Source organism: Methanosarcina sp. Kolksee, from assembly GCF_000969945.1.
Taxonomy (GTDB): domain Archaea; phylum Halobacteriota; class Methanosarcinia; order Methanosarcinales; family Methanosarcinaceae; genus Methanosarcina; species Methanosarcina vacuolata.
This window is the reverse complement of the sequence record NZ_CP009524.1, coordinates 24,114-44,849: the sequence shown is the minus strand read 5'-3', so window position 1 is coordinate 44,849 and position 20,736 is coordinate 24,114. Positions and strand designations below refer to the sequence as shown.

Below are 20,736 nucleotides of genomic sequence, written 5' to 3'. Positions count from 1 at the left end.
GGAAACAACTCCTGACTCCATTAAAAGATGAAAGAGATTTGTGTCTACGCAATCAGTTTGCGCAGGGTCATATACAAGGGATTCCTTGTATATAAAGCTTTGTGTTATTCACCTCGACACAATCGCTTGTGTGAGGGATGTATACAAGACATTTCTTGTATATAAAGCTTTGTATTGTTTTCCTCAGAACATTGAAGATGTACGAGGAAGTTATACAACGCATTGATTGTATATAAAACTTCTCCTGCAAAGGAGATTGAACAATTTTGAAAGAGGGAAATGAGAAGAGTTAAAAGATTTCAAAAGAGTTGTACTTTCGAATCCTTAACTTTATCCGTTTTTATGAGCCATTGCTTCAAGAAACAATGCCTACAGGCGCCTTCTGTTTTCGTTTTTCAGATTCGTTTTTTCGGCACCTTTGAATTCCGTTTTTCAAGTCCCGTTTTTCAAGTTTCGTTTTTCATCCTCATAGATGTTGTGTTACACCTTGAGAAGCAACCCTAGAATGGGGTATCTAGTATATATAATTTTCCGTCGAGAAATTGAAAAACAAAACTTAATATTAAATATAAAAGAACTCTCGTGAGATTTATATACTAGGAATTAACATTCAACTAGATGATTACTATGAATGTAAGAACTGAAAGAAGGGATCGATTTTTACATCGAACCTATGAGGAATAAAAAGGTAACTGTTTTTGACACAACACTGCGTGACGGAGAACAAACCCCTGGTGTATCTCTAACTTCTGCCCAGAAGCTGGAAATTGCCCGTCAACTTGACAAACTTGGGGTAGACATTATAGAAGCTGGATTTCCTATCTCATCAGAAGGAGATAAAGAATCCGTAAAATCTATTTCTAATGACGGACTGGACCTTGAGGTTTGTGGACTTGCCCGTGTATTGAAAAAAGATATTGATGCCTGTTTTGACAGTGATGTAGGACTTGTGCATACTTTCGTCCCTACTTCTGAAGTACAGCGGACATACACCATCAAAAAAAGCCAGGAAGAAGTTATTCAAATGGCTGTGGAGGCTGTCCAGTACATTAAAGATAATGGGAGAAGATGCATGTTTTCTGCAATGGACGCTACGAGAACCGAACCTGAATATCTCATAGAGGTTTTCAAAGCGGTGCAGGAAGCAGGATGCGATATCATTAATGTGCCAGATACTGTTGGCGTTATGGTTCCATCAGCAATGTACAGGCAGATAAAGGACATCGCGACTGAAATAACGATTCCCATTGACGTACATTGCCATAACGATTTCGGGCTTGCTGTAGCAAACAGCCTTATGGCAGTCGAAGCAGGTGCATCCCAGGTTCAGGTCACAATAAATGGAATAGGTGAAAGAGCAGGAAATGCTGACCTTTCCCAGACAGTTATGAGTCTGACCTCAATCTACGGGGCAAAAACAAATATTCACACTGAGTATCTTGTAGAAACCTCGAAAATGATTGAAAACTATACTGGAATCAGGCTGCCTCCAAACACACCTGTCGTAGGTCAAAACGCCTTTTCCCATGAGTCAGGAATCCACAGCCAGGGAGTACTCGAAAAATCCGATACTTTCGAGCCCGGAATAATGACACCGGAAATGGTAGGACACAAACGGCGTATTGTCCTTGGTAAGCATACAGGCAAACATGCAGTCAAGCAATCTCTCGAATCTGCAGGCATAATCAGCAGTGACAAGCAGCTTGATGAAATTGTATCCAGAATTAAAGAGATTGCAAATAAAGGAAAGCACATTACAGATGCAGACCTTTATGCTGTTGCTTCTGCCGTGCTTGGGAAAGCAAGTTCAGAAGAAGAACTGATTAAACTCAAAGAAGTTTCTGTAATGACAGGAAATATCCTGACACCGACTGCAGTAGTCAAAGCAGATATCCAAGGCAAAGAAATCATTGCAGCAAAGACAGGGGTTGGCCCTGTAGATGCCGCCCTCAAAGCAGTAAGGGATATCCTGGGAGAAAGTAACCACTTCAGACTCCAGGAATTCAGGATCGATGCAATTACAGGTGGATCAGATGCCCTTGCAGATGTATACATAGGTCTCGAAAATGAAAAGGGCAGAGTCGTAACTGCACGGTCTGCAAACCCGGACATAGTTATGGCCTCTGTAGAAGCTCTTGTAAATGCTATGAACCTGCTGTATAAGAGAGAAGAAAAAAGCTAAAATTGACAACTTGGGCTGGCCAAAACAGACTGGCAGGCTCGAGTGCTATAATTAAAAAAACAAAAAACCGGATAAGAGCTGCATACTCATTTTCGGGTCTGTATTCCATAATCATGTATAAAAAGTAAAATAAAATGAGATGGAATACAGACCCATGCCTTATCCAATTATTGATTCTCATTGTCATCTTGATTTTCCCAAATTTAACCGCGATAGGGAAGAGACTATTCTACGAGCCAGAGAGGCAGGAGTTGTCGGAATGATCAACTCCGGGATTTCCCTGAAAGGCAACCGCATTAGCCTTGAACTTGCGGAAAATAATGAAGATATTTATGCCACACTTGGCCTGAATCCTGATATTGGCAGGGAAGGCGAAGATAAAGAGATAAATGATATTCTTGTCCAGATTGAGGCAAATGCAGGAAAAGCAGTTGGAATCGGGGAAGCAGGACTGGATTTTCAGGACTGCAAAACAAACGAGGAACGTGAGAGACAGACTGCTGCATTCAAAAAGGTAATTGAGCTTGCAAAAGATCTGAACAAACCTCTGATAGTGCACGCCCGAATGGCTGAAGCGGAAGTATTGAAACTTGTCAAAGACGTGGATACGGTAATCTATCACTGCTATAGCGGCCCTCTTGAGACCATGAAGGAAATTGTGGATATGGGATACTATATTTCCCTGGCAACTCTTGTATGCTTTTCCGAACATCACCAAACTCTTGCAGAAGCCGTCCCGCTTGAAAACTTGCTTCTGGAAACCGACAGTCCCTTCCTTTCTCCCCGCAAAGGCAGAAACGAGCCTGCCTTCATAGTAGACTCCGTTCCTGTAGTAGCACAACTTAAGGATATGAAGCCAGCAGAAATTGCAAAATCGACTACTGAAAATGCGCGCAGAGCTTTTAATATCTAAATTATCAGACATAGTGCTCAGACATATTAAAACCAAAGAGTGAACTAACAGGAAGGAAAGTGTAAGGAAAGTTAAGGAAAGTTAAGGAAAGTTAAGGAAAGTTAAGGAAAGTTAAGGAAAGTTAAGGAAAGTGTAAGAAAGAGAAGTTACGCAGAAAGTGCAGGAAATGGCAGCAAGGAAAAAAGAGAAAGAGAAGTGAAAGAGGAAAAACTATGGAAGTCCGGTATATTTGCCCTACAGCTTACGATTCCAGTGTCTATCTGGTAAATGGGAAAGTGCTGATCGATACAGGGATGAACAGCGACCTGATTATCAAGCAACTGGAGAAATATATAAAGCTAACAGACATCGAATTAATAGTCCTGACACACTGTCATTATGATCATACCGCAGCAGCCGCAGTTATTGCAGAAAGAAGCGGTGCAAAAGTCGGAATACATAAAGCTGACCTGGAAGGCATAAATGATGAATACCTCAGTGTGGCCGTGATTTTTGGGGAGCGAGCTCCTGAGGTCAAGCCCACAATTACATATGAAGAAGGAGATAAAATTGACATCGGAAATGGGGAATACCTAGAAGTAATCCATACGCCGGGTCACTCAAAAGGAAGTATCTGCCTCTATGAGCCTGTTTCAAAAAGTCTTTTCTCAGGAGACACTGTGTTTCCAGGTGGGGGGTTCGGAAGAACGGACTTTGAGGGTTCGGAACCTGAAAAGATGGCTAGCTCAATAGAAAAACTCACAAAACTGGACGTAAAAGCTCTGTATTCTGGACATGGAGCTCCTACAGATAGGGATGGGAACAACCAGATTATGGCTTCGTACAGAATGCTAAAAATGATGATGGGCGAATAAAAGCGAATAAAAATACGAAAATGAGGAGCCTTAAAGCAAATTATGGCCAAAGATACAGCAGTTTCAAAGAAGAATAAGAACTTAAGCTCGGAAAAGCCAAATAAAGAAAGACCGAGCAGAAAAACCGGTTCTTTTGTTCCAAAAAAAGCTGAAATGAAACAAAAAACAAAAGAAGAAGCTAAATTAGGCGCAAATCCCAGAATAAAATCTGATAAAACCAAAGGAAAAGAAGCAGAAATAAAGGTCTCAGAAGTAAAGGTCTCAGAAGTAAAGATCTCAAAAGTAAAGTCCCCGACAGCAGTGGGAAGAAAACCAGGGAAAGGATCTGAGACCAAACACAGGAAGAAGGAAAGAAAAGAAAAATACATTTCTTCCCGCATACCTGCATCGAAATTTCTTCCAATGAGCCCTGAGGAAGTGAAAGCTCGCGGCTGGGAAGAACTTGATATTATTCTGATTTCTGGGGACGCCTATATAGATCATTCCAGTTTTGGCACGGCAATAATAGGAAGAGTTCTTGAAGATGCCGGTTTTAGAGTAGGAGTAATCGCCCAACCGCGCTGGGACAGCCCTGAAGATTTCAAAAAACTTGGAAAGCCCAGACTCTTTTTTTCCGTAAGTGCAGGAAATACTGATTCTATGGTCAGCAACCTGACTCCAGGCCTGAAACCACGCGAAAAGGACGTTTACTCCCCTGGAGGAAAAGCAGGGCTTCGTCCGAACCGCGCCGTGATAATTTATTCTAACAGGATAAAAGAAGCGTTCCCTGAAGTGCCTATAGTAATGGGAGGCATTGAAGCTTCCTTACGTCGCTTTGCCCATTATGACTATCTTTCGGATAAGGTCAGGCAATCCATTCTGGCTGACGCACCTGCTGACCTCATAGTCTACGGCATGGGGGAGCTTCAGATCGTGGAAATTGCAAAAAGACTGCAAGCCGGGGAAGATATCAGAAATATCAGAGATATTCCGGGTACAGTATGGAAGATGGAAGTTAAAGCCTGGAAAGAACTCAAGGAAAGAGCCGAAAAGTCAAAACAAAAAGACGAGAAAATAGCTGAGGATGCAGCCACATTTTTAAAGCAATATCTTGAAATTCCTTCCTTTTCAGAAGTTTCTCAGGATAAAACGGCCTTTGCAAAGGCTTTTCGCATTTATTTCGCGGAACAGAATCCTGTTACTGGAAAAGGAATTGTTCAGCCTCACCCGAAAACCGTGATCGTGCAGAACAGGCCAATGCGTCTCCTTACAGAGGCTGAAATGGATCATGTATATGAACTGCCGTTTACTGGTGAAACACACCCTTCCTATACTGAACCGGTTCCTGCTCTTGAAATGGTAAGATTCTCCCTTACAACACACAGGGGATGCTTTGGAGGCTGTGCTTTCTGTGCAATTACAGAACATCAGGGGCGCATGATTGCAAGCCGCAGCATTGAATCTGTCCTGCGTGAAGCAAAAAAGCTCACAGAAAAACCTGATTTCAAAGGCATTATTAACGGAGTTGGCGGCCCAAGCGCAAACATGTATGGCATGGAGTGTAAAACCTGGGAGAAAAAAGGAGCCTGTCTGGACAAATCCTGCCTTTATCCTCGCATTTGCCCTGCTCTGGATACCAGCCACAAAAAACTGCTTGAACTCTTACGCCGCTTGCGCGAACTTCCGGGAGTGAAGCATGTCTTTACAGGTTACGGGGTACGCTATGACCTGGCGCTTAAGGACGAAGAGTACCTTGAAGAGCTTTGCACTTACCATATCAGCGGACAATTGCGGATTGCACCTGAACACTTTTCAAGGCAGGTCACAAATGTAATGTGTAAGCCAGGCAGGGAAGTCTACGAGAAATTTACCCAGAAATTTACAGATGTCAACCGGAAGTGCGGCAAAGAACAGTACATCGTAAACTACTTGATGTCAGGACATCCGGGTTGTACCCTTGAAGATATGATAGAAATGGCGGAGTATGTGCGAGACCATGGAGGCTATACTGAACAGGTACAGGACTTTACCCCAACACCTATGACCGTATCGACATGCATGTATTATACAGGACTTGACCCGTTCACAGGCAAAAAAGTATACGTTGCGAAAGGTAAGAAAGAAAAAGCCATGCAGAGAGCCCTTATGCACTACAGGAACCCTGCAAATTACGAGCTTGTATATGAAGCTCTCGAGAAGGTAGGAAGACTTGACCTCGTAGGTAATGCCCATAAGTGTTTGATAAGAAGGAAAGGTAAGTGGTAAAGATAAAGTTGTTCTTATAGAAATTAAAGTAATTCAGTGGTAGTATACTAAAAGTTCTGTAAATTATAATTTGTGATACATAGGCTTTGTTGTAAAAACCTAGGTGAAATACCCATTAATTCTGCCTATATGTTTCTCACTATTTTTTACGTTTGATAGGATCGGTGAATTGTTTCGTATTCTAGATAGTATGAAATGAATGGATTTTGTGAATGCGCTGTACAAATATTTATATTCTGTCAAGTTGACAGATGCTAGACACTTTATAAGCTCAACCGTGGCTGGAAAAATACCTTAGCACCCGTAGGACTTGACAGTACCATTTTCGAGAGTTTCTCATTTTTGTCAAAATTGTAGCTTTATACTGAGTCACGAACAGTTAAAACGTAAAATTTTTCTTTGTATTTAATATCATCTAGATCTTGAATAAATGTCTTAAAATCTCCATTTCGTTGATCGTTCTCTCTAATTAATTTTATCAATACACTTCTTGCATATATACCTGCTAATTCAATTAATTTCAATTGTTCAAATTTTTTATTAAATTTTTTGCCAATGATACTACCCGAGTGAACAACTGCACTTCTCATTTTATAAATTTCTTTTACATTTGTACAAATATCCTTTCTCTTTTTATAATCAGTTTCTAGGAACAAAGCGCAGCGATCTGCAATCCTTTGTGTCAATTCGTTACGATCGTTGAATTTTAAAGCGGATTCTAAAACAGTAACGTAATTAAGGAGTTTGGCTGACAGAAGATTTGTGTCCAAAGCAAGTCCATACCAATATAAACAGTCTTTTACTACATCACTTATTTTAAACTCACAGTTTATTTGATTATTATTCGAAAGACTGTTTATTCCATTTTTTACTAAGTACTCATACACTTTTGGATTCAATTTTTGCTGTTGGTTGATATCTTTTTTTCCAGATACATTAGCACATTTTTTCGTGATATTAGTTGAAATTAGTTCATAAATAATTGTTTCTTGTTTATCCGATAGAGATACCGGATTTTTAATACTAATTTTTAAATTTGGAAAATAAAGTTTTAATAAATTAATAGATAAATTAAAATTATCAATAGCCAATTCCTCGGCTTTTGAGAGATCACCTGCTTTAACGTCTGTATATATGCAATGTGATAATACCCAGTTTGAATAATGAGGTCCTAAAACCTCCTGTTGGAGTGAACTACCGCTAATGGATAATTCATCTGGCTTCATTAATTTTAGAGTGCAATCAATTAAGTCATCTAGCTTCATATGTTTTAGAGTGCAATCAATTAACTTAAAAACGGCACGTTCCACAAATATTACATTTTCTAACTGAGCAATAACGCGCCATTCATTATTTGAATTCTCTATAAAATTTGTATAGAACTTTTCAATAGATTCATCGGCTTGGGAGTAATCATTTCGTAATTTATGAAGTAGGTTTAAGAATTCTTTTTCTACATACTTTTCTGAAAAATTACCCTCAAAATCTTGGTAGTAAGTGAGCTTCGTCACAAGATCATTAAAAGAGGTAAATTGATCTATTGTTATGATAATATCATATTGAAAACCAGAGACAGTAAAACCTTTTACGTTTTCTTTTTGATGTCTTTTATTATCCCATATTATCTGCAGAAAATTATCTATCAAAGGTTTAAACTCTTTTATGAATTGGTCTTTTTTGCTCATAATAAGAAATCTTATTTAGAGTATAAATTCTCATGTTTTTCTTTATGACATTTCATTGTCCTTTGTCCTATTTTATGACGTACATCAAGTGAACAAAAATCTGTTTTTGTTGCAAAATTAGTGCCAAAACTGTTTTTCAAATCAGTATATCTAAAGATCTGACAATTTTAATTTATGATTCATAGTTTTTGTCATAAAGCTATGTATTTTTCGGCTTTATAGAAAGATAGTATTATATTCAACGTGTGCATATAATGTGCATAAGGAATGTATATGATACAAGCTAGAGTTAAAATATCAGACAGGACAAACCAGGTTTTGAATATTGTTAAAGCCAAATATAATCTAAAGGATAAGAGTGCAGCTCTTGACTTAGTTGTAGCTCAGTATGAAGAGAAAATACTTGAGCCTCAGTACAGTCCTGAGTTCATAAAGGAAATGCTTGATTCGGAAAATGACGAAGTAATTGGGCCATTTGAAAATGCCAATGAACTAAAAGCATACATCGAAAGCTTGCCTGATGAGGATGAATAAGCTTGTACAAATTATTAATCAAAGGAAAACTTTCAAAAGAGCTGAGAAAGTTAAACAAAAAGAATCATGTCCTATTTGAGGCAGTATTCAAAAAAGCTGATGAAATTTGCATTAATCCTCAGCATTACAAAAATCTCAACTATCCTTTGAATAAGTATAAGCGAGTGCATGTTGATTCTAATTTTGTGCTATGTTTTTCTGTTGATGAAAAAGAGCAAACTGTGACGTTAGTAAAATTGGCCCATCACAAAGATGCTTATTAATTAAAGTGCAAGTTCGTGTAAATTGTTGAACTTTAGTAGCACTTCGGCAGTGTCATGAATTTGCTGTAATAAACGTAATCCTGATGTAAGCATGAATTGGATTCACCTTCATAAACCCTGACACTCACGCCAGAAAGCCCTGAATTTCCTACTTACCTGCCCGCAGTAAGTGTCCAGAGGTCTTATGTGTAAATTTAGATAATGTTGATTTTTGTGACAATGCGTTTTTATTTTTAGGGTTTATTTTTGCAATGGACCTCCACATGGCGTTCAAAAGGATTTAAATACATTATTGATAATAAGTTGGATTAAATTTTAAGAGTATTTTTGTAAGTATTATTTTCGTGAGTTTATTCAAATTATAAATATAAAAAAATAGGATTTTTTCAAGGTTAATTGATGTCATATCAAAAGTTTGCAAGAGATGTTGGCTTAATAGGCACGGCTCAAGTACTTACAAGCCTGGGTACTTTTTTTCTACTTCCGATAATCACAAAAAGCCTTGGAGCATATTATTATGGCATCTGGGCTCAGATCACTATCACTGTGTCCCTTATTACTCCATTTGCACTTCTGGGCCTTTCAATGGCTCTTGTCAGATTTTTATCTTCTGAAACAGAGATAAACAAAATAAGGGAAGCTGTCTACTCCATCCTTTTTTTCGTAACTATGTCTGGTCTTTTAGTCTCTTTTTTGCTTTATATGTTTGCAGAACCTCTCGCGACATTTGCTTTCAAGGACCTTAGAGCAGCTTATTTCATCAAAGCAGGTTCACTTTTGATTCTCTTGAATGTGCTCGAACCTGTGTCCCTATATTATTTCAGAGTATTTAAACAGATCAAGAAATACTCTTGCCTTACTATTTTTGAGGTGTTTGGAAAACTACTTTTGACTCTTGCTCTTCTTAAAATGGGATACGGGCTTCTTGGTGTCATAGCAGCCACATTAATGGTACAGAGCATGATTATTTTAATCGCTTTTCTAACAATTATATCACAGATTGGATTTGTTATCCCTCGATTTGTTTATATAAGAGAGTACCTGCAATTTTCGTTACCGCTGACCCCAAATGCTCTTATCAGATGGGTTACGGAATCAAGTGATAGATATCTGGTTACCTACTTTCTTGGTCTAAAAAGTGTGGGTGTTTATTCGGCAGCCTGTTCCATTGGTAGCCTTACACAGCTTTTTGTAAGTCCCCTTCAGCTTATTCTTCTCCCAGAACTTGCAAAATTGTTTGATGAAAATAAAATTGACAAAGTAATTATTTATATGTCCTATTCTTTGCGATATTTCCTTTTCATTTCCATTCCGGCAGTCTTTGGGCTTTCAGCTCTTGCAAAGCCTTTACTTGGAATATTTACAACTGAAGACTTTCTATCGGGTTGGTTTGTGATTCCTGTTATCGCTTTTTCTGGCCTTATGGCAGGAGTTGTTCAAATTTTTGTCAATACACTGTTAATTGTCAAAAAAACAAAAGCACAAACTAATATCAATATTGCTGCGGCAGTTTCGAACGTATTGCTCAATCTTTTACTAATACCCTCAATAGGTATTGTCGGAGCTGCTCTTTCAACTCTGATCTCATACTTTTTTATGGCAATTCTCTGCACGCATATGTCTTTAAAATATTTTAAACATGAATTCTATTTTCATGATATTGCAAAAAGCATTTTGTCCTCAGTGGCTATGTATCTCTTTGTTTCTTATTTTGAGATTTCAAGCATCCATGAGATTTTTGAGGTAGCAGGAATAGGTGTTTTAATCTATCTATTTGGAATGTTTCTGTTGGGAGGGTTCAACGACCTTGAACTTTCTTTAATAAAAAGATATTTGTTTGGAATCAAGAAAAATCTAGTCAAAATAATTGGAGTTTAAACATTCGACTGTTTAATATTGAACTCATTCTCTGCCGCATAAAACTAAAATATTGCTATAACCGGAGTTTCTAAAATGTTATAAAATAAAGGCTCTTGGCTACGATAATTTAAAGTCTAACAAAAAATTAATTAAGTTGCAGACCTCGCCTTATTCAAGTCTTGTTGTCGCCTAATCTTGAATTGGTTTTCTGAGACCGTAATCGTTATTTATGTGATTTGTTATCTTCTTATAAGGAAGGTACCCGTTTTACTGCGTTTTATTTTAATTATTATTTTTTAGACTCTACAATTGGAGAAGTCTTCAATTTTCACTATACTGACTATAACTAAATCAGTTCAATATATATCTATTTTGTATTAAACATTTTGGAACTGCTTGCCAACATAATTAATTTTTTATTAGACCCTACAAAAAAAGTGCCTCTTGATATGGTTTCATGTATGAAAGTATAAACTCCGGTATAATTCCCGTAACATGGAAAGACTTGTGAAAATATTTATGAGATTATGAGATTGTGAGATTATGAGATTGTGAGATTGTGAGATTATGAGATTGTGAGATTGTGAGATTATGAGATTGTGAGATTATGAGATTATGAGATTATGAGATTCTCAAGTACTATATCTACAAAGATACTGTATTTCAATATCAACATCTGACAAATCAATCAATAATTCTTTTTTAAACCAGTTATAAAAAACGCACGTAATCCTGGTGTAAGCATGGCTTGGGTTCAGCTTCATAAACCCTGACATTCACGCCAGAAAGCCCTGAATTTTCCACTTACCTGCCCGCAGTAAGTGTCCAGAGGCCTTTCCTTGATCTCAATTGACAGGTTTGCCTCACCATCCCAGCTAAAATGTGCAACTATTCCGTTTCCTTTAAGAACACCGGAATTCCCGGATGAAACTTCAAGTCCATAGCTCTGAAGTTTTTTCTTCATACAGGAAAATACTTCAGGAGTTACATTTCTGAATTTAATCCCCTGACAGCCCTCAGTGTCCAGTTTCCTTTCGCCCATAGTCTTAATTCAAAATTAATTTTTATGAAATTAATTTTTGTAGTAATCCAAAGATAATTTTCGAAGCTAATTTTAAATTTCCTCACGAACTGAGACAAACTTTTACGAACCGTGGCAATCTCTTACGAAACCTTTTATTTTTTGGGCAGCGATTTCACAACTGACGATAAAAGGTTTCTCCGTGATTGTAATGGTAAGATTGGATTGTCCGTCCCATTCGAAATTCGCAGTAATTCCTTTGCCAGAAAGTTCTCCTCTATAACCCTCTGGGACATGTATTCCGTAGTCCTGAAGCTTTTTCTTCATACAATTAAACGTATCAGGCTTAACATTACGAAACGTTATCGGTTTACAACTCATAATTCTGTCCTCCTAACCGATCTCTAAAACTCATACTCAACCGTAAAATCCAGTAAACAAGAGTGTTGTTCCAAAAATAAAAATATGGTGCCATATGCCGTAAAAAAAGAATGGGGTGAGCCAGATCAAGCCGACCATTATTAAGATCAACTGAGAAGCAGCAGTTGAACTTAAAATAGCTAGACTTTGAAGTTAGCTAGACTAAGAAGCAGCCAGATTTTGAAGTTAGACAGGCTTACTCCATTGCCATTGCCACGAGTTCTACAATATCAATAACCTCGATATTTCCGCCTGCATCCCTGAGATTTCTCACACAGAGAGGACAGGAAGTGACGATATAATCCATGCCTTCCGGCACATCTTGAAGCCTGTTTCTTGCAAGTTCAAGAGAGATATCAGGATACCCTGTCCGTACCCCGCCTCCACCGCCGCAGCAGCGTGCGTTCTCTTTAATGTTCTTCATTTCCTTGAGAGTACAGATTGCCTGAATAACCTTTCTTGGAGCATCATAAACCTTATTATGCCTGCCCAGGTGGCAGGGGTCATGATAGGTAACTGTAAGGTCAAGTTTCTTTAAATTGAGTTCTTCCAAGTGTTCGGCAAGGAATTCAGGGAGACTTATAACCTTAAGTTCCTCGGGGTAGTTGTTCTTGAGCGTTGTATAACAACCGGCACAGCTTGTGATAATTGTGTGTGCCCCTACTTTTCTGATCTGCTCAAGGTTGTGCTTCATTACCTCTTCTGCTTCCTCCCTAAATCCGGTACGCAGGAGTGGAGAAGCACAGCACTGCTCGTCAGGAAGAAGAGTCACTCCAAAACGCTGCAGAATTTCAAAAGTTCTTTTAGCAAACTCCGGATAGCGGTAGGAATCGAAGCAGCCCACAAAATAGACATAATCGGATTTATGAGGGAGTTTGGAAAGTTCTGCTTCGGAGAGCCAGTATTTACGATCTCTTGTTTCCCCGAAAGAGTTACCGTATGCCATAATTGCCGATTTCAAGTTTTCCTGGGCGTCAGTTGTGATACCACATTTCACAAGCTGGGCACGGGCAGCTTCCACGACCTCAGGTGGGTTTGCTCCTGCAGGGCATTTGGAAGCACAGATTCCGCATGTTGTACAGGAAGCAAGGCTTGGGAGGACATCTTCGGAAGGGGGCCTCCCTTCGAGCAGGCTTTTGATGATTAGCATTCTGCCTCGTGTGTTGGCAGATTCCCAGCCTACCACGTCAAACACAGGGCAAACCGAGCGGCAGGTCCCGCACTGCACGCATCTATAAACCGACCTGCGGTCAACCTCAAAGGACTGCTTTCCGCCCTCGTTTTCGTTTATCCCATTATTGGTTATTTTGATCTCATTATCGGTTATTTTGGTTTTTGCCGGTTTTTTTGCCTGCTCAGTTTCCTTTTTTCCTTCGTTTTTCATGTTCTCACAACCCCAGTTTGCCCGGATTCAGTATACCTTTCGGGTCAAGGACATTTTTGATCGCACGCATTACCTCAAGGGCAGGGCCCCATTGTGCTTTCATGTATTCAGCCCTGGCCGCGCCTATTCCATGTTCGGAGCTAACTGTGCCTCCAAGCTCAATCGCTGTCCTGTGAATAAGGTCCGCAGCTTTTTTCAGGCGGTCCCACTCGTCTTTATTCAGGACATCAATGAAGAGGGCAAGGTGCAGGTTTCCGTCCCCTATATGCCCGTATTTCATAGCCGGCAGGTTGAATTTCTCGGCGATTTCCTGTGCTCGTTTTAGCAGTTCCGGGATTTGCTTTATGGGAACTCCCACGTCTTCTCCAACATAAATGCGGCTCTTTGTTGGATCCAGGCGAGAAACAGCAGCTCCTACGAGTTTTCTGGCTGCCCAGATATCTGCCATTTCCTTTTCACTTTCCGCAAGCCTTATGGAAAGAGCCAGGGGGGCACAAACTTTCATTATCTGTTCTGCAGCTTCACGTGCCGAGTTTTCAGTGCCGTCAACCTCGAAAAGAATAACATCGCCTTCTGAAGGAAGCACAAGGTTCGGGTCGTAACGTTTGAGAACCTGCAGAGAAACCCTGTCCAGAATCTCACAGGCCGAGGGAATAACCCCGTTTGAAAAGGTTTTTACAACTGCCTGCCCTGCAATTTCCGCGTTTTCAAAGGAAGTAATTACCAGTTTTCGGGTTTTAGGGAGAGGAGCAATCTTAAGCCTGGCTTTTGTGACAATGCCGAGTGTGCCTTCCGAACCTACAATAAGCTGGGTCAAATCATATCCTGCTGCGGATTTCAGCATCTTTGAACCGGTATGAATAACTGTCCCGTCCGCAAGCACCACTTCAAGGTCACGAACGTAGTTTCTGGTAGTACCGTACTTAACACAGCGCATTCCGCTTGCGTTGTAAGCTATCATACCCCCGATAGTGCACATGGCTGAGCTGCCAGGATTTGGAGGAAAGAAAAAGCCATAAGGCTTTAGCGCTTCATTTAAAGCATCCTGAATAAGCCCGGGTTCTACCAGAACCTGAATATTATCAATATCGAGTTCAAGAACACGGTTCATGCCCGACATATCCAGCACAATGCCCCCTTTAACAGGGACTGCACCACCTGCAAGTCCGGTGCCTGCTCCCCTTGCAGTCACAGGGATCTCGTTCTCATAGGCAAGCCTGACAATCCGGCTTACTTCGTCTGTACTTTTCGGGCGTACCACGTAATCAGGCATTCCCTTGACCTGGGATGCATCAGAAGAATAACAATAAAGTTCCGAAGGAGAGACAGAAAGTCGTCCACCAACGATTTTTTGAAGTTCTGCAGTTATATCCATTCTAGACCTCAAATTGGAGTTCAAATGTGAAAAATAGAATTTCTGCCACGGCTTGAGACAGACAATGACAGACAAATGAAAGATGAGTTGCAGCAAATAATCAAGATTAATAATATATAAAAATATACCATCCTCCTTTCTTCTGAGGAATATCTTTTTTTCTTCTGAAGAATACCATTCTCCTTCTGAAGAGTTCAAGGGATAAAACGTAAAGCTGAGAACCTTTTAGCTTCAGAAAAGCGGGGAGTAAAAGAAATATTCAGGAAAAAAGTGCAGGACAAACCTTTACATCCTGATAGACATAAGAGGACAAATATGACACGGTACTTTGAGATAGAACAGAGAGACGGAGCAGCAAGGATTGGAAAACTTCTGCTGTCTCCCGAGCTTCATACGCCCTGCATTTTGAATGCGGCAAAACTAGGAAGGCTGGAAAAACCTGGCCCTGTTATTGATGCAGGAAGTTTCTGGGGTGTAAAATCCGATGCAGAGCTAGAAGCACGCGTAAAGCAAATCCGGGAAAAAGCAGGAAAAGGAACTCTTATAATCCTGCCGCATCAAGCGTATCCGCCTTCTATTCCAGTTGAGTCCCTTGAGAAAGTCCAAAAATTTACTGCTTTTAAAGGCGAAAACGTTGAAGATGCAGGCCCGACAGGTTCTCTCCTGAGGATGGGAGAACAGCCTGAAAAAACTGACCTGTATGTAATGGAAGGGGCAGGTACCCTGGAAAACAATGCACGAAGATTTCTCGAGACTGTAATAGAGTTTAGAAACCATATTCCCCCTGATACAGCTCTTTATGCCCCAAACCTGGCGCTTCCTGAAAGTATAGCTATGCTGGTCTACCTCGGAGTTGATGTCCTGGACGATACCAGAGCAGAAATTGCAGCTTATTCTGATATTTACCTGACAGCAGCAGGCAGCTTTTATCTTGACTCCCTGACAGAGTTTCCCTGCAGGTGCAGGGTATGTGCCGAAAGTACACCTGCAGATCTCAGGAAGCTTCCGAAGATAGAGAGAGCAAAATTCCTTTCAGCTCACAATAAGAATGCTCTCGAAGCCGAACTTTCCCTTGTGCGGGAAAGAATAAGGACCGGAACATTGAGAGAATATGTTGAAGGCCAGTGCAGAGTCAGGCCCTGGCTCACAGCCCTGTTAAGACTTGGAGATTTTGAGTATTCCTACCTTGAAGAAAGAATTCCTGCTTTCCGGCAAAACCAGTTGCTTGCAGATACCTCGGAGGCTCTATCTCGAGTCGAAGTGGTGCGGTTTGCACGGCGTATACAGGAGAAGTATACACCTCCGGACCTTGAGATCCTCGTACTTTTACCATGCGCGGCCAGAAAACCTTACTCAATTTCCCAATCCCATCAGAAATTTATTCTGGCCCTAGGAAAATACCGGAAATTCGTCCATGAAGTGATTTTAACCTCGCCTCTTGGAATAGTGCCCAGAGAACTGGAATTAACATACCCAGCAGCCCATTATGACACTGCGGTTACAGGGCACTGGGACGAAGAAGAAAAAGCCTGGGTTTCCGGCTGCCTTGAGGCTTATCTCTCAAAATACAGATACAAGGTCATAGTCGCCCATGTAGAAGGGGCATACAGAGAAATCTGTGAACGAGCGGCAGGTAAGCTCGGGATTGAAATAACCTATACTGCCACAGGAAGCCTTGTATCTATGGAGGCTCTTTCAAACCTCAAGAAGACCGTTGAGTCTATCTGCACATCCGAAAGTTTCAGCAGGAAAAGCCTGAACGCGGAAGAAGACAAAAAGAATTTCATGAGAGCTATTGCAGAATATCAGTTCGGAGAAGGTGCTGCATTTCTTTTCTCTGAAGAAACCGGAAAGCTTGCAGTTAAAGGCCGATTCCCCAAGTATCAGCTCTTTTCTGGAAAAAAACAACTCGCAACCCTGGTTCCGCAATACGGAATGCTTGCTCTTTCCCTCGAAGGGGCTGAACTCGTGCTAAAAAACAAGAAATACCTGGTAAAAATTGATGATTTTCTACCACGCGGTTCCATCCTTGCCCCAGGAGTTATTGAAGCCGATCCGGGAATAAGGCCTAATGATGAGGTAATTGTGCTCGGGAAAAAAGCGCTCTGTGTAGGGCGAGCTATGATGAGCGGAGAAGAAATGGTGAAATCCAGTAGAGGAGTTGCAGTGGATGTCAGGCATATCAAGAAACTCTGAGCTTATACATGGACCTCTAAATCAGTTATATTGAAATAAGTTATATTGAAATAAGTTATATTGAAATCGGTTATATTGAAATCGGTTATATTGAAATCGGTTATATTGAAATCGGTTATATTGAAATCGGTTATATTGAAATCGGTTATATGAAAACCAGCTATATGAAAACCAGCTATACTGAAATAAGTTCATGAAATCTGAACTTTATGGCTTCAAAATGACTTCAGAAGAACTTTGGGAGGAAATTAGAAGAAACTTTTCCTCTCGAAGAAATAATAAAATGGCAGGAATATATTAGATATTATGATAAGGCGTTTTGTACCTGAGGACTTTCAAGAAGTAGTTGAAATTGAAAGTGAGGCCTTTTCGGAGCACAACTCCCTCCTGTACATGAGCTTTTATGAAACCGTCGGGGATGGTTTTCTTGTCGCAGAACAAGATGGAAAAGTCGTGGGGTATGTAGTAGGCTACCGTTCCGGAGAAAACGAAGGGCACATTTTTTCTGTCGGTGTCAAAGAAGAATATCGGGGAAGAAGAATAGGCACATCACTAATTCATGCTATCTGTGATATATTTGTTGCAAACGGTCTTCGATACGCAAGGCTCGAAGTAAGAAACAGTAACGAAGGAGCGCAAAAATTATATAAGTCCATAGGATTTGTATCCTGCTGGACCGAAAAAAAATATTATGCAGATGGAGAGGACGGGATGGTGATGAAGATGCACCTTCACCCTTATCGTCTCCTAATTTCAAAACAAAAATACCTGGAATCTATAATTTCAGATAACGAATTCTTTGTCACCTTCAGGGGCCCTATCAGTTATTACCCATGAGCTTGATGACGGAATTCAGTGAATCCCTCATATGAGCTGGTGTTTCTTCAAAGATAGGATCGTCCCGGGACATGAGAGTTGCAAGTTCGCCTCCTAAAATAAAAATTGCGCGCTTGTGATCTGCCTTGCTCCGGTGAATGTGTACAGGGCTTATGGATAAAGCCTTGTAATCATCGAATTCGTGCGTTACCCCGTGCCTTTCGAAATATCTCTTCATTTGGGCCATATACGTGTGTAGTTGTATTAGCTCTTCCTTGTGCATAGCGAACAGACCTACAATTTTACAAGATCAATTTAATGTTATCTTGAATCGGATAAAAGAATTATCCGAGGAAATGAACTTCCTAGTTTTAAATGATAAACTTTTCCATATAATGTATATGATAAATAATGAAGGATTATGGCAGAAAGTGTGAAGTTTAGCACTATGGTGTGAAAAAATACCAAATCGTGGTGATCCTCTAGACCCTATAGATAAACTTCTGGACCTTATATATAAATATTACACATAAGATGACAGTCCAGATGGAGTTGACTTTAGAAAAAGATGGAAAGGATAAGAACATTTTTTTGAGAAATATGAGATTATAAAATGTAAGAACTTATGGAAAAAATGAAGGAATAAGGAATGAAAATTGAGAAAAAAGAAGCAATAAGGAATGAAAAGTGAAAAAAGGAAGTAAAAAAGAATAAATATTGAGAGAAGTAAAGGTCTCTCAAAGCATGCTTGCGGTTAAAACTTCCATATCAGCAGGAACCTTGGCTATATTCCCTATCTTTACACCTATAAGGTTCTTAATTGCATTACTTGAGGCAATATCAACGAGTCTCTGAGTAATTACGCCATCAAAAACTACGCTCTGGATGTTTTCTTTATAGGTTTTCAGCCTGCTCGCAAGGTCCCGCACCGCAATCTCTTCTATTACCTTGTCCTGAGAGTCAAGAATTCTGGCTGTTAAAGTTCCTTTCAGAGCCTCGACATGAGGCCTGAACCTGAGGGCTTCAGGAGAAACAGGGACTGGCTTTACTGGAGCAGGAGAGACCCTAACTGCCTCACCTCCAGGAACTTTGACGGCTGCCGGGACCTTATCGACAGGCTTTTCTCTGGAAACTCTGACAGCAGAAGGAACTACCCTTGCTGAAATCTGAGGTTTTGCGATGATAGGTCTTGTTTTGACTTTTTCTGCAGTCACAGGAACTATTCCCGAGACTTTTTCAGCAGTTTTTTCAGAAATCTTTTCAAAAGCTTTTACAGATTCTGTTTCTTTCGTTTCTTCTTCCGGGAATTCCTCCCCGTAAAGGTCTGGCTTTGAAGAGACCCTGTGAACTTTAACACGCTTGTGCAGCTTCTTTTCGGCAATCCTGGGAGCAATTTCAGGTGTCCTTATCTTTCTTTTGGAGCCCCTCTCCACTCTGCAGGCACTATCTTCGCCTTCCCTCTCCTGGATTCCATATTTCTCGATGATCTGCTCTACAGGAACCTTCCGACGAAGAGCTCGTATAACTTCTTTCTGGACAAGGTCCTCTACACATTTTCCATCGGGGGCACGGGCAACATAGTCGATGTCTGCCACCTGGAGGAGCTCACGTATTATGAGTTCTCCTCCGCGGTCTCCGTCAGTAAACGCTGTTACCGTTTTCTTTTTAGTAAGCTCTGCAACTTCCGGAGGAATATTTGTTCCTCCTACACAGATGGTGTTCTTTATACCATAGCGGAGCAGGTTCAGAATGTCAGCCCTTCCCTCGAGAATAATGATGGCATCTGAATTAAGTACATTCGGCCCACAGGGAATTCTGGATTTTCCGTAGTAAGTGAGTTCATCGACTCTTACGGACTGTCGTACTTCGTCGGCCAGTTCCTGGGATTCAGGCACGGTCTCATCAAACATTTTGGTAAAAATGAGTTTTGCCCTTTCAATAATCTTCTTTCGCTTTACAGCTCTTACGTCTTCTACCTGGAAAACCTCGATTTTTGCGCTACATGGCCCTACTCTGTCAATGGTCTCAAGCGACGCGGCAAGAATTGAGGTTTCAACCTTATCAAGGCTTGAGGGAACAAAGATATTTCCTTTGGTCTTTCCTCCTTTAGCCGTAACCATTACCTCGATCCTGCCAATCCTGCCAGTTTTTTGCAGGTCACGGAGATCAAGATCAGCCCCGAGTAATCCCTCAGTTTGCCCAAAGATCGCACCTACGATATCAGGACGTTCAATTACCCCATCCGCATTAATTTTAGAATGAATGATGTATTTTGTAGTATCCGTATTTTGCATGTGAATTCTCCTCATATATTGTGAATGATTTATCGTGATAGATTTAGTAAATTAAACACACTAGGAAGTTAATTCCCAACAATTGTAATTAATTACATTTGTGAATTAGATCCGTCGAGTTTTCTGATAACATAAACTATTCTCTAGACTCCGAAAACTCGTAAAGCCCTGGAAAATGCAAAAATAGTAAAAAAATCAGATTTCATCTCGGATCAGGGACAAAACACCCTTGAAGGGGCAGATTTAAGAATTAACTATAAATGTAGCCGGAAAGCTAGTTCCGAACCTGCCTTGAGTTTCCATTGTACTTATGCCAGGAGACATAATTCGGTAGAGTGCCAGAAATTTACGCTATTAAGTGGAAGCTCTTACCTTATGAGAACCTGCTATAATCCCAGACCTGAGTTAACCTGTCTTAAGGCTCTCTAGATCTAGAATCTCTTAACTTTCAATTGAACAGACAATAATACCTGCGTTGTTTCTGAGACTTTCCAATATCTGTTCGAAAGCCTTTTCCCTAACATAAGTTCTTATTATGACCCTGAGATAAACTTCAGGACCGAAAGCCAAAAAAAAGTGTTCACATTTCAATTAGCCTGATAACTATGATTTTCAATAAATACCCTTAAAAACGGGTAATCCGGGCATGAAGCCGATATGTGCAGACGCCCTATCCCGTGATTTAGGGGCTCTGT

At 40.3% G+C, this 20,736-nt stretch carries 16 protein-coding genes; 9 read left to right on the top strand and 7 right to left on the bottom strand.

What is annotated here, in order from left to right; all coding sequences use genetic code 11:
• The first annotated feature begins 673 nt into the window (after positions 1-673).
• The 4 genes from MSKOL_RS00365 (at position 674) to MSKOL_RS00350 (ending at position 6,193) form a co-directional block, all read left to right on the top strand.
• Positions 674-2,182: a 2-isopropylmalate synthase gene (locus MSKOL_RS00365; RefSeq protein ID WP_048153219.1), complete on the top strand. Its 1,509-nt coding sequence runs from the start codon at positions 674-676 to the stop codon at positions 2,180-2,182.
• Between the two features lie 154 nt (positions 2,183-2,336).
• Complete coding sequence (locus MSKOL_RS00360) at positions 2,337-3,095, top strand: TatD family hydrolase (RefSeq protein WP_255351951.1); 759 nt, start codon at positions 2,337-2,339, stop codon at positions 3,093-3,095.
• A gap of 212 nt (positions 3,096-3,307) precedes the next feature.
• Positions 3,308-3,949: an MBL fold metallo-hydrolase gene (locus tag MSKOL_RS00355; RefSeq protein ID WP_048153217.1), complete on the top strand. Its 642-nt coding sequence runs from the start codon at positions 3,308-3,310 to the stop codon at positions 3,947-3,949.
• Positions 3,950-4,351: 402 nt separating this feature from the next.
• The gene (locus MSKOL_RS00350) at positions 4,352-6,193 is read left to right on the top strand and encodes a YgiQ family radical SAM protein (protein WP_048158056.1); all 1,842 of its coding nucleotides are present in this window, start codon (positions 4,352-4,354) and stop codon (positions 6,191-6,193) included.
• 359 nt (positions 6,194-6,552) lie between these two features.
• Here MSKOL_RS00350 and MSKOL_RS00345 read toward each other — a convergent pair whose 3' ends face one another.
• Complete coding sequence (locus MSKOL_RS00345) at positions 6,553-7,878, bottom strand: HEPN domain-containing protein (protein ID WP_048116636.1); 1,326 nt, start codon at positions 7,876-7,878, stop codon at positions 6,553-6,555.
• A 273-nt stretch (positions 7,879-8,151) separates the two neighbouring features.
• On the opposite strand from MSKOL_RS00345, the gene MSKOL_RS00340 reads away from it, so the two are divergent.
• The 3 genes from MSKOL_RS00340 to MSKOL_RS00330 all read left to right on the top strand — a co-directional run bounded on the left by MSKOL_RS00340 (position 8,152) and on the right by MSKOL_RS00330 (position 10,553).
• Entirely contained in the window at positions 8,152-8,412 is a 261-nt protein-coding gene (locus MSKOL_RS00340; protein ID WP_048116633.1) for a DUF2683 family protein, read from the top strand.
• 2 nt (positions 8,413-8,414) lie between these two features.
• On the top strand, positions 8,415-8,675 hold the full coding sequence (locus MSKOL_RS00335) for a type II toxin-antitoxin system RelE/ParE family toxin (protein ID WP_048116630.1): 261 nt from the start codon (positions 8,415-8,417) through the stop codon (positions 8,673-8,675).
• 399 nt (positions 8,676-9,074) lie between these two features.
• Complete coding sequence (locus tag MSKOL_RS00330) at positions 9,075-10,553, top strand: flippase (RefSeq protein WP_048153216.1); 1,479 nt, start codon at positions 9,075-9,077, stop codon at positions 10,551-10,553.
• 742 nt (positions 10,554-11,295) lie between these two features.
• Here the strand turns inward: MSKOL_RS00330 and MSKOL_RS00325 are convergent.
• The 4 genes from MSKOL_RS00325 to MSKOL_RS00310 form a co-directional block, all read right to left on the bottom strand.
• Complete coding sequence (locus MSKOL_RS00325; RefSeq protein ID WP_048153215.1) at positions 11,296-11,577, bottom strand: hypothetical protein; 282 nt, start codon at positions 11,575-11,577, stop codon at positions 11,296-11,298.
• A 102-nt stretch (positions 11,578-11,679) separates the two neighbouring features.
• Positions 11,680-11,937: a hypothetical protein gene (locus MSKOL_RS00320; RefSeq protein ID WP_048153214.1), complete on the bottom strand. Its 258-nt coding sequence runs from the start codon at positions 11,935-11,937 to the stop codon at positions 11,680-11,682.
• 235 nt (positions 11,938-12,172) lie between these two features.
• Positions 12,173-13,360 carry a (Fe-S)-binding protein gene (locus tag MSKOL_RS00315; protein WP_231592321.1) on the bottom strand — a complete coding sequence of 396 codons (1,188 nt, stop codon included), beginning with the start codon at positions 13,358-13,360 and terminating at the stop codon, positions 12,173-12,175.
• 4 nt (positions 13,361-13,364) lie between these two features.
• On the bottom strand, positions 13,365-14,735 hold the full coding sequence (locus MSKOL_RS00310) for an FAD-binding oxidoreductase (RefSeq protein WP_048123441.1): 1,371 nt from the start codon (positions 14,733-14,735) through the stop codon (positions 13,365-13,367).
• 315 nt (positions 14,736-15,050) lie between these two features.
• On the opposite strand from MSKOL_RS00310, the gene arcS reads away from it, so the two are divergent.
• Positions 15,051-16,931 (top strand): archaeosine synthase subunit alpha, encoded by a 1,881-nt coding sequence (gene arcS, locus MSKOL_RS00305; protein WP_048153213.1) that lies wholly within the window; start codon positions 15,051-15,053, stop codon positions 16,929-16,931.
• A 306-nt stretch (positions 16,932-17,237) separates the two neighbouring features.
• Positions 17,238-17,768, top strand: coding sequence for a ribosomal protein S18-alanine N-acetyltransferase (rimI, locus tag MSKOL_RS00300; protein ID WP_048116619.1), 531 nt, complete (start codon positions 17,238-17,240; stop codon positions 17,766-17,768).
• On the opposite strand, the gene MSKOL_RS00295 is transcribed toward rimI, so the two are convergent.
• Both MSKOL_RS00295 and dnaG read right to left on the bottom strand, forming a co-directional pair.
• Entirely contained in the window at positions 17,752-18,030 is a 279-nt protein-coding gene (locus tag MSKOL_RS00295; RefSeq protein ID WP_011305979.1) for a UPF0058 family protein, read from the bottom strand. The genes rimI and MSKOL_RS00295 overlap by 17 nt on opposite strands.
• A gap of 454 nt (positions 18,031-18,484) precedes the next feature.
• Positions 18,485-20,041 carry a DNA primase DnaG gene (gene dnaG, locus MSKOL_RS00290; protein WP_048153212.1) on the bottom strand — a complete coding sequence of 519 codons (1,557 nt, stop codon included), beginning with the start codon at positions 20,039-20,041 and terminating at the stop codon, positions 18,485-18,487.
• Positions 20,042-20,736 lie beyond the last annotated feature (695 nt).